This is a genomic window from Kordia antarctica (assembly GCF_009901525.1).
Taxonomy (GTDB): domain Bacteria; phylum Bacteroidota; class Bacteroidia; order Flavobacteriales; family Flavobacteriaceae; genus Kordia; species Kordia antarctica.
Window position 1 is genome coordinate 3,672,694 of record NZ_CP019288.1, and the last position, 14,215, is coordinate 3,686,908.

Consider the following 14,215-nt stretch of genomic DNA (forward strand, 5'->3'; position numbering starts at 1 on the left):
AAAATGAGCTCGATTGCAAGATCGAGTTTTTTTTTGCTTTTTTTTGGAATAGTAATTGTAAAGGTTACATAAATTAACGAAAAGTAATACGAATTTTATTATTTTTACAAATCATTACATCAAACATGAAACGTACACTTACTATACTATTCTTGCTCACATGCATCGCATCGCAAGCACAAAAAAAAGAAAGCGCATTCCAATCAGGCGAATGGTTTAAATTTAGAATTCACTACGGATTCATAAACGCTAGTTATGCTACTTTAGAAATCAAAGACGAATATCTTAACGGAAAAAGTGTATACCACGTTGTAGGAAAAGGAAAAACTACAGGATTTGCAAGCTGGTTTTTCAAAGTAGATGACAATTACGAAAGCTATTTTGACAAAGAAACTGGAATGCCATACAAATTTGTTCGTAAAATTGACGAAGGTGGACACACAAAAGATGTGGAAATTGACTTTAAACACGAAAAAGAAAAGGCGTTAGTCAACGATAGAAAACACAATACAAAAACAGAGTACGACATAGAAAAAGATGTACAAGACATGGTTTCTGCATTCTACTACTTGCGTAATAACTACAATATTGACGATATAAAAGTTGGTGATGAAATTGTGTTGAATATGTTTTTTGACAAAGAAAACTTCAAATTCAAGCTAAAATACTTAGGCGAAGAAACAATGAGTACAAAATTTGGAAAAGTTCCTTGTTTAAAATTCAGACCTTATGTACAAAAAGGACGCGTTTTCAAGGAAAATGAAAGTTTAACATTATGGGTTTCTAATGATCAAAACAAAGTTCCAATTCGGATCAAAGCAAGTTTAGCTGTAGGTTCATTAAAAGCAGATTTAGAAGCTTTCAAAGGATTAAAACATCCATTCAAAATAGTTGTAGACTAATATGGAAATTCCACCAGAAATTGCGGAACGTATTGAAAAATTAGACAAGAAATACACAAATTCTGGGCAAGACTTAGGCTCGTACCTTGACGGTTTATTACACCAAAGATACCTTACCTATTGGGATTATATTCACTTAGATACACTGTTAAGTTTACAAATACCACGTACATTTTTTCCCGATGAAGAAATCTTTATCATGTATCATCAAATCACAGAATTGTACTTTAAACTCATCATTCATGAGCAAAAGCAAGTCATTGATGACAAAGATCAAACGGCAGAATTTTTTACGCAACGCATTCACAGAATCAACAATTATTACAAGGCGTTAACATCTTCTTTCGAAATCATGATAAATGGTATGGAAAGAGAACAATTCTTAAACTACAGAATGTCGTTATTGCCTGCCAGCGGATTTCAATCAGCACAATACAGAATGATCGAATTATACTCGACGCCACTTGAAAATTTGGTGCATTATTCCGTGCGCGATCAATTTTCTGCAAATAATACATTGGACGCGCTTTACGAAAACATCTATTGGAAAAAAGGTGCAACCGATAGTAAAACGGGCGAAAAAACGCTCACACTCAAACAATTTGAATATCGCTACACGCCACGTTTCATGCGAATTGCTGAAGAAGTAAAAATAAGCACAATATATCACCGCTATTTAGCGTTGCCTATCAAAGTAAAACAAGACAAAAACGTAATTTCAGCACTAAAAAGCTTAGATTTGAATGCAAATGTCAATTGGCCATTAATGCATATGGGATCTGCATATCGTTATTTAAGAAGAGAAAACAAGACTGTTGAATCTACTGGAGGAACAAATTGGAGAACATATTTGCCGCCAAGTTTTCAAAAAGTAATTTTTTTTCCTGAAATTTGGAGCGAAAACGAAAAAAGCGAATGGGGAAAAGAATGGGTAGATCATATCCTCAATACAGAAAAGAAACAATGAGAATCGGAAAAATTTTACTGCTTGCATTATTAGTAGTAGGTTTCAATGCGTGTAAAGAAACCAAAGAAGAAAAAAAAGAAATTGTACAAATAGAAGCGCCAGTTCCTGATCCGATGGAATTTGGGTTTAACTTAAACGACTATATAGTTGTAAAAGATACCGTAAGAAATGGCGATAGTTTTGGGAAAATTCTAGAAAAAAATAATATCGGATATGGCACTGTTTTCAATATTGTTGAACAAACAAAAGATACATTTGATATCAGTAAAATTGTTGCTGGAAAACCATATACATTACTTTGTACAAAAGGAGATTCTTTGCAGCGACCAGAATGTTTCATCTATCAACCAAACAGTATTGATTATGTAGTGATAAAATTTAAAGATTCTATCAATGCATACAAGGAAAGCAAACCTGTAAAAATTGTACAAAAAGAAGTTTCAGGCATCATTACAAGTTCATTATCTGGCGCGTTAGATGACGCAGGATTAAGTCAGCGATTGGCATTTGATATGTCAGATATTTACGCATGGACTATTGACTTTTTTAGACTTCAAAAAGGAGATCAATTCAAATTAATTTATACCGAAAAATATATAAATGATACCACTTTCGTGGGAATTGACAGAATACACGCGGCATACTTTAAACACAACAATGAACCGTTTTATGCCTTTGAATTTGAAACAGATAGCGTAAAACAAATTGTTGATTATTACGATGAAAACGCTAAAAACTTACGCAGAGCTTTCTTAAAAGCGCCCGTTGTTTTCAAGAACGTACGCATTTCATCACGTTACAACTTACGAAGACGCATCAAACTATACGGAAACCGAATCAGAGCACACAAAGGAACTGACTTTGCTGCGCCACGCGGAACACCAATTATCTCAACAGCCAATGGAGTTGTGGTTGAATCTGCCCGTAGAGGCGGAAACGGAAATTATGTAAAAGTAAAACACAACAGTACATACACGACGCAATACTTGCACATGAATAAGCGGAAGGCAAAAGTGGGCGACTTTGTAAAACAAGGAGACGTAATTGGTTGGGTTGGAATGACAGGAAACACTTCGGGGCCGCATGTATGTTACCGTTTCTGGAAAAATGGAAAGCAAGTAGATCCATTTAAACAAAAATTACCAGATGCGGATCCAATAGATGACAAACTAAAAATAGCGTATTTAAAACACATTGAGCCGTTAAAAGTTCAAATTGACAGTATCAAAATACAACCTCCAAAACCGGCGGAAGAAGAACTCACACAACAAGCAGTAACTGCACTAAAATAAACACCATGTTAACAAACATAAATCCCACAGAAACTGAAGTTTGGAAAAGACTTCAGGAGCATTTCTATGCAACGAAATCGTTTGAGATAAAAGAACATTTTAAAACCGATGCGGAAAGAGCAGATCGCTTTTCCATTCACTGGAAAGATTTTTATGTGGATTATTCTAAAAATAGAATTTCGCAAGAAACGATGGATTTATTGTTGGAGTTGGCAACTGAGATGAACCTTAAAGAAAACATTCAAAAATACTTTGACGGCGATATCATTAATGAAACAGAAGGTAGAGAAGTGTTGCATACCGCTTTGCGCGAAAAAGAAAACGCAAAAGTATATGTTGACGGTAAAAACATTATTCCTGAAATCTACGAAGTTAAGCAAAAAATAAAGCAATTTTCAAATGCAATTATTTCTGGAACTAAAAAAGGACATACCGAAAAAGCCTTTACAGATGTTGTGAATATTGGAATTGGCGGTTCTGATTTAGGACCTGCAATGGTAACGGAAGCGTTGTTACATTATAAAAATCATTTAAATGTACACTTTGTATCTAATGTTGATGGCGATCATGTGCAAGAAGTGATCAAAAATCTAAATCCTGAAACGACGTTGTTTGTTATTGTTTCCAAAACATTTACAACGCAAGAAACCTTGACAAATGCAATGACTATTAGAAAATGGTTTTTAACGCATGCGTCTGAGGAAGCTGTTGCAAAACACTTTGTAGCGGTTTCTACTAATTTGGAAAAAATACAGGAATTTGGAATCGCTTCTGAAAACGTATTTCCAATGTGGAATTGGGTTGGCGGACGTTTCTCGCTTTGGAGCGCTGTTGGTTTATCGATCAGTTTGGCAACAGGTTATGATAATTTTGACAAATTATTAGCTGGTGCGAATGATATGGACGCGCATTTTAAAAATACGGAGTTCGATCAGAATATTCCTGTTGTACTAGCTTTGTTGAGTATTTGGTATAACAATTTTTACGGAGCAGAAAGTGAAGCAATTATTCCGTACACACAATACTTACATCGTTTTTCGGCATATCTGCAACAAGGAATTATGGAAAGCAATGGTAAAAGTGTGGACAGAAAAGGAAATCGTGTCAACTACGAAACCGGAACTTTAATTTGGGGAGAACCTGGAACCAATTCGCAACACGCGTTTTTTCAACTCATTCATCAAGGAACAAAATTGATTCCTGCGGATTTCATTGGCTATGTGCATTCTTTAAAGAACGATAAAGATCATCATGAAAAATTGATGGCAAACTATTTTGCACAAACGGAAGCTTTATTAAACGGAAAAACAAAAGAAGAAGTCCTAGCAGAATTAAAATCTTCAGGAATGGAAGCTTCTCAAATAGAAAAATTACTTCCATATAAAATATTTGAAGGAAATAAGCCAACAAATACGATTTTAATTGATAAACTTACGCCAAAAAGTTTAGGTGCATTAATTGCATTATACGAGCATAAAATATTTGTACAAGGAGTTATTTGGAATATTTTTAGTTATGATCAATGGGGAGTTGAACTTGGAAAACAACTCGCTACTAAAATTTTGAAAGATATTAAAGGAGACGAAATTGCTAAACATGATGCTTCAACAGCTAATCTTTTAAGATTCTTCAAAAAAAACAGGAAATAATTGTTAATAATTTAGTTTATATCTTAATTCTCTACAAAACAAACAAATAAGTTAAAAATGTAAATTTGATAAAATGTTAAAACATTTAACATTCGCTTAATATATGCATGCACAATAAACACGATTTTTGCGGCATTAAATAAACTAATGAAACTTATGAAAACGATTAACAATTTGTTTTTAATAGTAGCGATGTTCTTAGTAACATCAGTTGCTTTTTCTCAGGGAACAATTACAGGTAAAGTGGTAGATTCTGAAACAGGACCATTACCAGGAGCAAGTGTAGTTGTGAAAGGAACAACAAATGGAGCATCAACCGACTTTGATGGGAAATTTAGATTAAATGTAAAGAGTGCTACGGGTACAATTGAAGTATCATACGTAGGATTTGGAACAAAAACTGTTACATTCAATGTAACTAGTGGAACAAAAGATATTGGAACTATTACGTTAGTTTCTAATAATTCTCTTGACGAAGTAGTAATTGTTGGTATAGTTGATATCGCGAAAGAGCGCGAAACTCCTGTAGCAGTATCTACTATTAGAGCTGAAGAAATTGTTGAAAGATTGGGTAACCAAGAACTTCCAGAATTATTAAATGCCACACCTTCTGTGTATGCTACGAAATCTGGTGGAGGATTTGGAGATTCAAGAATTAACATTCGTGGATTTGATCAAAGAAACACGGCAGTATTAGTAAACGGAGTTCCTGTAAACGACATGGAAAACGGAGCTGTATACTGGAGTAACTGGACTGGTTTAGCTGATGTTGCTTCTGCAATTCAGATTCAAAGAGGTTTAGGTTCTTCTAAATTAGCAATATCTTCTGTAGGTGGTACATTAAACATTGTAACAAAAACTACAGAAAGAAATGAAGGTGGATTTGTTGGAACTACATTAGGGAACGATAACTATCTTAAAACAATTGCTTCTTATTCTACAGGAAGAATGGAAAGTGGATTTGCATTTACTGGATTATTCAGTAGAACTGCAGGAGACGGTTACATTAACGGAACTGCTTTTGAAGGATACAACTATTTCTTAGGATTTGGATGGACTGACGAAAACAGAAAACATGATATTCAATTTACTGCAACTGGTGCGCCACAGGTTCACAACCAAAGAACAACAAGTTTCTTTAACGCAGCAACAATTGCACAATATCAACAATTTGGTGACAAGTATAACTTTAACCATGGAACATTAAATGGTGAAGAGTTTAACTGGAGAAGAAACTTTTACCACAAACCAGTATTATCATTAAACTGGGATTGGAACATTTCTGACGACACTAAATTATCTACAGTAGGATACGCTTCTTTTGGTAGAGGTGGAGGAACTGGAGACATCGGAAGATTACCAGGATTCAACTTTGCAAACAGTGACCTTTATAGAAGTCCAACAAATGGTGAAGTACAGTGGGACAAAATTGTACAGTACAACAGTGGTCAACTTACAACATTTCCTAATGGAGAAACTCTTCAGAGAAATGATCAGGAAAATGGTTTATTTATTAACGACAGTAGAGACAATGGTATCTCTAGAAGAGCTTCTATAAACTCTCATAACTGGTTTGGTTTATTAGCAAACTTAAACACAAGAATCAACGATAACTTAACGTTAGATGTTGGATTTGATGCAAGAAGCTACAAAGGATTCCATTACAGAAGACTAGATAATCTATTAGGTGCTGATGCATATAGAGATGATTCAGATGTAAACAATCCTGACAGAGTATTAACAAACACATATGCTTCTGATTTTGGTTCTATCCTTAACGTGTTTAAAGATATTGATGATGAAGATAAAATCAACTACTACAATATAGGATATGTACGTTGGTTAGGTTTATTTGGTCAGTTAGAATATAAGAAAGATGCAATTTCTGCTTTCGTACAATTCTCTGGGTCAAACCAAGGATTTAGTAGAGAAGATTTATTTAGAGAAACAGTTGCAGCTGGACAACGTACTGATTGGGAAAACATTCTAGGAGGAACAGTAAAAGGTGGATTGAACTACAACATTGACGAAAACCATAACGTATTCGCTAATGCTGGATATTACACAAAACAACCTTCATTTGATGCTGTATATCTTAGTAATACAAATACTCTAAATGATGACTACAGAAATGAAAAAGTATTCGGAGCTGAATTAGGATACGGATATAAGTCTGAAAAATTAAATGTAAGCGTAAACCTTTACAGAACTTCTTGGACAGATAGATACTCTTCAATCTCAAGTAGATTTGATGTAAACAATACACCAACGGACTCTTCTGATGATGAGCAAGGAACTACAAGTTTACAAGGTTTAGAGCAAATCCACATGGGAGCTGAATTAGAATTCACTTACAAACCAGTCCACATGTTAACATTCAGAGGAATGGCTTCTTTTGGAAACTGGGAATATGGTGGAAATGTTGCAGGTCCTGCATTTGACCAAAACAATACTGTAATTGGAGAAAACAAATTATTCTTAGATGGTGTTAAAGTTGGAAACGCTGCACAAACAACAATGCGTTTAGCTGCAATTGTTGAGCCAGTAGAGCGTTTAAAATTCGATATCGCTTGGTACAGAGCTGATAACTTATACGCAGACATCAACGCTGAAGATTTTGATGAGGTAGATCATCAAGGTTCTTTACAATTACCAGCTTACACATTATTTGAAGGTGGTATGTCATACAAGTGGTTAGTTGGAAAAGAAAAAGAAAACAATATCTTTTTCAGAATCAACGTAAACAACTTATTCAATACAACGTATTTAGCTGAATCGCAAACAAACATTTTTGCGAATCCAGGAGACAATACGTATGATGGAATTGACACAGCAAACAAAGCATTCTTCGGATTTGGAAGAACATGGAACTTTAGCTTACGTTATACATTCTAAGAAAGAAAGTATAAAGCATTCTAAAACATAAATTCTAAAAACCCTGTCAATCGACAGGGTTTTTTGTTTCATAAAAATAAGTACCTTTGTATATCAACTAAAAACAAACCTATGTACGAACACGTAAAAAACCTGCATTCTTATTTTGCTTATTTTGTCCTTCTTATCTTAATAATAGCTGTGGCAAACGCAATCATAGGATTTGCAACCAACAAAAAATTCGTTTCCAAAGACTTGCGAATCTCACTATTCGCACTCATCTTTACGCACTTACAATTACTCATCGGATTAATTCTATACTTTATATCTCCATTCGGAATGAAAATGATTTCTACAAACGGAATGGGCGGAATGACTTCAGCACAACGTTTACTTGCCTTAGAACATCCTTTCATTGTAATCATAGCAATCGTATTGATCACAATTGGTTGGTCTAAACACAAAAAGCAACAAACTGACAAAAGAGCTTTTGGTAAAATCGCTTTCTTTTACGGTTTAGGATTACTACTCATACTATCCAGATTACCTTGGAGTCAGTGGTTAGGATTATAACACACAAAAGTCCTTGTCTAGTACGGCAAGGATTTTTTATTATACCAAACAAGTCTCACATCTTTTTTTGAAGCTATTTCCTGCTTTCCGCTATATCTTTTTTTGCCTCAAGGCAAAGCAAAAAAAGGATGCCGCTGCAATCAGGGCTATTCAATAGAATTGAGTAATTAGATATGAGTATTGAGATTTCTGTTGGTAATTACATCACATCTTAACTCTTTATTCTAAAAGCGTAGCGATCTAAAATCTTATATCAACAATGTCATTAAACAAAAAATCCTCATCAATTACGATAAGGATTTTTTTATTTCTATACGTCAATTTTCAAATCAGCAAATCTTCAAATTGACACATTAAAAAGATTATTTAACTTCTTTAATCAAATGCACATACACAGGAAAATGGTCACTATAACCACCTGTATAACTTCCGCTAGAAAAACTTCTGAAAGGATAGCCTTTATAACGTCCACGCTTATTAGATAAATATGTTTTATTATAAATTCCCGCTTTATAATAGCGATACTCAGAATAATCTTTCTCTAACAATGGCGCTGTAAATATAATTTGATCAAACAAATTCCAACCATCTCTATATGCCAACGTTCCATTTCCGCTCTTGGCCATTCCGCCCATTGGGTTAAACAAATCTTTTCCTTTCACATCTTCACGATCATCTTTAGTTTTCAGTACATCTTTCATACTTGCGTTAAAAGGATCATCGTTCATATCGCCAATGGTAAAGATCTTTGCATTCTTATCAACGTTTTGTAACGAATCAATAATACGTTTATTCAATTCTGCGGCTTTCACACGTTTTGGTCTGCTTCTCGCTTCTCCGCCACTACGCGATGGCCAGTGATTTACAATAATATGTATCTCTTCACCATCTAACACTCCAGAAACCAATAACTGATCTCTTGTGTAGACTCTTTTATCTCCATTATATATAAACAACGGATGTTTTGAAAAACTGTGCGGTTGAAAAATATCTTGTTTATACAACAAGCCTACATCAATTCCTCGCTTATCAGGAGAATCGAAATGGATAATACCATAATCAGAATCTTTCAACTGAGGATCATTTACCAAATCTTCCAACACTTGCTTATTCTCAACTTCGGCTACACCTAAAATAGCGGGTGATGTTTTGGCAACATCATAGCCAATATCGGAAATAACGCGCGCAAGTTTTGAGATTTTATCTGCATATATCTTTGAACGATCTCTTTGAATTTCCATCATCGGACTTTTCTCGTCGTCTTTCAATGGATCATTAATAGTATCAAACAAATTTTCTACATTATAAAATGCAATCGTTTGTACTTTAAATTGCTTCTTTTTCTGTGCCCAACCGTGGGTAGATGCTAATAAAAAAGCAAGTATTACTAAGGATTTAAGGTTTTTCATTTAATCAATGTTATGTTATCTTAAACAATCTTTGCAAAAGCTAGACCAAAAGTAGTTATTAATTATAAAAAATGTACATTTGCGCGTCGTTATTAAAGATTTTTAAACGTTAATAATAATTAATTGCAAATTACAGTATGAAAAAACTTATTTTTTTATTTGGATTGCTATCAGTTTGGTTTGTCAGCGGACAAAACACAATTACAGGTAAAGTAATTGACGCCAATACAGATGATGCTGTCCAAAATGTTTTGGTTTCAGTTGCACGTAACAATAACATAGAAGTTACTACGGATGCATCTGGAGTCTTTAAGTTAACAAATATTGCAGCGGGTGAAGTGGATGTAACATTCACTAAAGATGGATACTCAATTTTGAGAATGCCAGTAACCGTTATTGATGGTCAAGCAATTGACTTAGGAACAATTTTGTTAAAAAGATTCGTCCAGGAAGATGTTACACTAATATCTTTAACTGATGATGAATTAAATGATGATTCTACAGCAGCAGACAACATCTCAGGACTATTACAATCGTCAAGAGATATCTATTTAAGAACTGCCGCGTTTGAATTTGGTTCTACTTTCTTTAGAGTAAGAGGATTAGATTCTGAGAATGGAACAGTACTTATTAATGGTGTTAAAATGAACAAACAGTTCAATGGAAGACCACAATGGAGTAACTGGGGAGGATTAAATGATGTCGTAAGAAATCAAGAACTTACGAATGGACTAAGCGCTAACGACAATACTTTTGGCGGAATCTTAGGAACAACAAATATCAATACCAGAGCTTCTGAATACAGAGAAGGTGGTAGAGTAACGTATTCGTCATCTAACAGAAGTTATACCAACAGACTTATGGCAACATATTCTTCTGGTTTACTTGAAAGTGGATGGGCTTACACGGTTTCTGCCGGAAGAAGATGGGGAGATGAAGGTTTTAACGACGGTACTTTCTACGACGCAAATTCTTTATTCGTTTCAGTTGAAAAGAAATTAAATGACAAGCATAGCCTAAACTTTACAGGAATGTATGCGCCAAACAGAAGAGGACAATCTTCAGCAAACACACAAGAAGTGTGGGATCTAAAAGGAATTGAGTACAATGACTATTGGGGATATCAAGATGGTAAAAAACGGAACTCACGTGTTCGTAGAGTTGTGGAACCAATCTTAATGCTAAACCATTATTGGGATATTGCAGAAAATACTAGATTACAAACAAATGTTGCGTACCAATTTGGTGAGCAAGGTAGAAGTCGTATTGACTTTGGAGGAACTGACTTAGATGTTAGCGGATTTCCAATTGGAAGTGGCGCAAACCCAAGTCCAACATACTACCAAAAATTACCGAGTTTCTTTGCACGAAACAATCCTGAAAATCCAGGATTAGAATTTGGAGCACAACAGCAATTTATCAATGACGGACAACTTAATTGGGTAGCATTATACGCTGCAAACCAAAGTAACTTAGTTGCTGGTGGAAATGCAGTAAATATTGTATACGAAGATAGAACGGATGATAAGCAATTCATAGCAAACACAATCTTAAACACAGCAATCAACGATAATATTACGTTAAATGCTGGTGCAAGCTTTACATCATTAACCTCTGAAAACTTTGCAGAAGTTACAGATTTACTTGGTGGAAGATCCTATTTAGATGTGGACAACTTTGCGGATGATTTTATTGGAAACCCAAACAGCGTACAAAACGATGTTAGAAATCCAAACAGATTGGTTACTGTCGGAGATCGTTTCAAATACAACTTCGAAATTCAATCAAATACAATTGGAGGATTTGCACAAGCACAATTCAAATACAAAAAAGTAGATTTCTTTGTAGCTGCTAGTGTTGAAAACACAACATACCAACGTAACGGTATCTACCAAAATGGAGGTTTTGCCAATAACTCTTTTGGAGAAGGCGAACAACAATCATTTACAGGAATTGGAGCAAAAGGTGGATTGACTTATAAATTAACAGGTCGTCACGTATTTGATTTCAATGCTGGTTACATAACAAAAGCACCATCAATCCGTAACACATTCTCTAACTCTAGAGAAAATCATAATATTGTACCAAACATCAGTGAAGAAAAAATTACTTCGTTTGATGCAAGTTACATCTACAGATCTCCAATAGTAAAAGCTAGATTAACTGGTTATTACACAAAAATGGAAGATGCAAACGAAATCTCTTTCTTCTTTGCAGATGGAATTGGTGGAGACAATCAAGCGTTTGTTCAAGAAATTTTACAAGGTGTTGACAAAAGACACATAGGAGCTGAATTTGGAATTGAAGTACAAGCAACTTCTACTATAAAGTTAAAAGGTGTAGCATCGTTAGGACAATATACATATGATAACAATCCTGATTTATACTTATCTTCTGAAGATTTTGAAGATGGAACTCGTTACTTAGGAAAATCTACCTTAAAAGATTACAGAATTGCTGGTGGACCGCAAAGAGCGTTTTCAGCAGGATTTGAATATAGAGATCCAGATTACTGGTGGTTTGGAGCTACTACGAATTTCTTCTCTAATGCATATATCGACGTAAGTCCATTACAAAGAAGTAGCAACTTCTACACAGATTTTGATGGACAAGTGTTTAATGATTACGATCCAGAAGCGGCACGTGAATTATTAAGACAAGAACAATTTGACGATTACATGCTTGTAAACCTTATTGGTGGAAAATCATGGAAGTTAGGAGACTACTATGTTGGTCTTTTTGCAAGTATCAACAACGTATTTGGAAAAGAATACAAAACTGGAGGTTTTGAGCAAGGAAGAAATGCGAATTTCAGAGAACTAAGAGACGATTCTGCACTAGAAACAAGAGTATTTGGAAACAGATATTGGTACGGTAGAGGAAGAACTTATTTCTTAAACTTATATTTTAGATTCTAATAAAAAACAAAAAAAGATTGTGTAACTTTATGTGTTGCGCAGAAAAAACATAAAATCGAACAAATGAAAGCAAATAAAATTTTTAGTCTAATAGCTGTCTTAGGAATTATGGGATTAGCTATTACTTCTTGTGTTCAAGACGATGAATTTGCAATTCCTTCAGGAACAACAACTGTAGATCCAGGATTAACTGCAAACGCTACTTTTAGTAATATGGTAGCACGATACCAACAAGCGGTGAACAGTGGAGACGACATTGCACTAATTGCGCTTGACGAAGCTGAAATCATCATTGAAGGATATGTAGTATCTAGCGATCAAGCTGGAAACTTCTTTGAAGAATTAGTAATTCAAAACAAAAAAGATGCATCTGATCCTGCGGCTGATCCAAGATTAGGATTCCGTGTAGATATCAACCAATCTGCTTTATTCAACAGTTACGAATTTGGTAGAAAAGTATATATCAGAATGAACGGTTTAGCGATCGGATTAGAAAATGGAGTATACGCTATTGGAAAAGCAAATGGTAACGACATCGATCAAATTCAATCATTTGAATTGTTAGATTTCGTAATACGTGGAGCAGAAGTAGCTACGATTGAGCCAAAAGTAACAACAGTTGGCGATTTAACGGAAGCTGATGAAAATACATTCATTCAATTACAAGATGCACAATTCCGATTAAACCAATTAGGATTAACCTATGCAGGTGAAGCTTCTGATAGTTTTGATGGATTCAGAAGTATTGAAGAATGTGTTGCTGGTGGATCAATTGCATTACAAACAAGTACGTTTGCTGATTTCAAATCATTAACAATAGATGAAAACAAAGGAACAATTCAAGGAGTTTTCACAAGAGATTTCGGAGATGATACAAATGTATTAGTATTGAATACGCTTGCAGATATTAACTTTACAGAAACTACACGTTGCGATCCAGATATCTTAAACTGTCAAGGACCAGTTTCTAGTGCTGTAACTGTATTTGAACAAGATTTCGAAACAATTACAAACGAAGCACAATTAGATGCTTTAGGATGGACAAACGTAAACGTTTCAGGTGGTTCTGAGCGTTATGAAGATGGTTCATTCAGTGGAGATAGATACATGGTAATATCTGCTTTCGGTACAGGAGAAGATCCTATGGAAGTTTGGTTAGTAACACCGACAATCAACTTAGATGCTACAACGCAAGAAGAATTAACTTTTAACGTTTCTGCAAACTTTGAAACAGGAACAATCTTAGAAGTATATGTTTCAACAGATTTTACTGGAGATCCAACAACAGCAGAATGGGCTTTACTAGATGCAAACATTCCAGTTGGAAGCGGCGGATTTGGTTCATTTGTAGGTTCTGATATAAACATCTCATGTTTAGATGGAGATGTACATATTGGATTTAAGTACTTAGGTGCTGCAGGTGGAGCAGAAACAAGATACCACATTGACGATGTAAAAGTAACAGGAATGTAAGATTCCTTATATCATATAAAAAAAGAGTGCTAGCAATAGCGCTCTTTTTTTTGACTTTTTTTAGACATCTTAGATTATTGGATTTTTTAGTTTTTCGCATGCGCGAATTTGCAATTCATGCCGATAAACAAGCCAAAACCATGCGTGAATTCGTGGCA

9 protein-coding genes are annotated in these 14,215 nt (G+C 34.7%); 8 read left to right on the forward strand and 1 reads right to left on the reverse strand.

Translation table 11 applies throughout. The features are described 5' to 3' along the window. The first annotated feature begins 125 nt into the window (after positions 1-125). From IMCC3317_RS15255 to IMCC3317_RS15280, 6 genes are all read left to right on the forward strand, one after another. Positions 126-902 carry a DUF3108 domain-containing protein gene (locus IMCC3317_RS15255; protein ID WP_160130356.1) on the forward strand — a complete coding sequence of 259 codons (777 nt, stop codon included), beginning with the start codon at positions 126-128 and terminating at the stop codon, positions 900-902. Between the two features lies 1 nt (position 903). After that, a complete protein-coding gene (locus IMCC3317_RS15260) occupies positions 904-1,869 on the forward strand; it encodes a tryptophan 2,3-dioxygenase family protein (RefSeq protein ID WP_160130357.1) in 966 nt (321 codons plus the stop codon). Then, a complete protein-coding gene (locus tag IMCC3317_RS15265) occupies positions 1,866-3,161 on the forward strand; it encodes a peptidoglycan DD-metalloendopeptidase family protein (RefSeq protein WP_160131934.1) in 1,296 nt (431 codons plus the stop codon). Before IMCC3317_RS15260 ends, IMCC3317_RS15265 begins: the two co-directional genes overlap by 4 nt. A gap of 5 nt (positions 3,162-3,166) precedes the next feature. Continuing rightward, a complete protein-coding gene (pgi, locus tag IMCC3317_RS15270; protein ID WP_160130358.1) occupies positions 3,167-4,810 on the forward strand; it encodes a glucose-6-phosphate isomerase in 1,644 nt (547 codons plus the stop codon). 156 nt (positions 4,811-4,966) lie between these two features. Beyond that, positions 4,967-7,705, forward strand: a complete 2,739-nt coding sequence (locus IMCC3317_RS15275; RefSeq protein WP_160130359.1) for a TonB-dependent receptor — start codon at positions 4,967-4,969, stop codon at positions 7,703-7,705. Positions 7,706-7,816: 111 nt separating this feature from the next. Beyond that, positions 7,817-8,257 carry a hypothetical protein gene (locus IMCC3317_RS15280; RefSeq protein WP_160130360.1) on the forward strand — a complete coding sequence of 147 codons (441 nt, stop codon included), beginning with the start codon at positions 7,817-7,819 and terminating at the stop codon, positions 8,255-8,257. 362 nt (positions 8,258-8,619) lie between these two features. Here the strand turns inward: IMCC3317_RS15280 and IMCC3317_RS15285 are convergent, their stop codons facing one another. Next, positions 8,620-9,666, reverse strand: a complete 1,047-nt coding sequence (locus IMCC3317_RS15285) for an endonuclease/exonuclease/phosphatase family protein (RefSeq protein ID WP_160130361.1) — start codon at positions 9,664-9,666, stop codon at positions 8,620-8,622. A gap of 137 nt (positions 9,667-9,803) precedes the next feature. Between IMCC3317_RS15285 and IMCC3317_RS15290 the strand changes: the two genes are divergently transcribed. Both IMCC3317_RS15290 and IMCC3317_RS15295 read left to right on the forward strand, forming a co-directional pair. Beyond that, positions 9,804-12,584 (forward strand): TonB-dependent receptor, encoded by a 2,781-nt coding sequence (locus IMCC3317_RS15290; protein WP_160130362.1) that lies wholly within the window; start codon positions 9,804-9,806, stop codon positions 12,582-12,584. Between the two features lie 63 nt (positions 12,585-12,647). Then, a complete protein-coding gene (locus tag IMCC3317_RS15295) occupies positions 12,648-14,057 on the forward strand; it encodes a DUF5689 domain-containing protein (RefSeq protein WP_160130363.1) in 1,410 nt (469 codons plus the stop codon). The last annotated feature ends 158 nt before the right edge of the window (positions 14,058-14,215 follow it).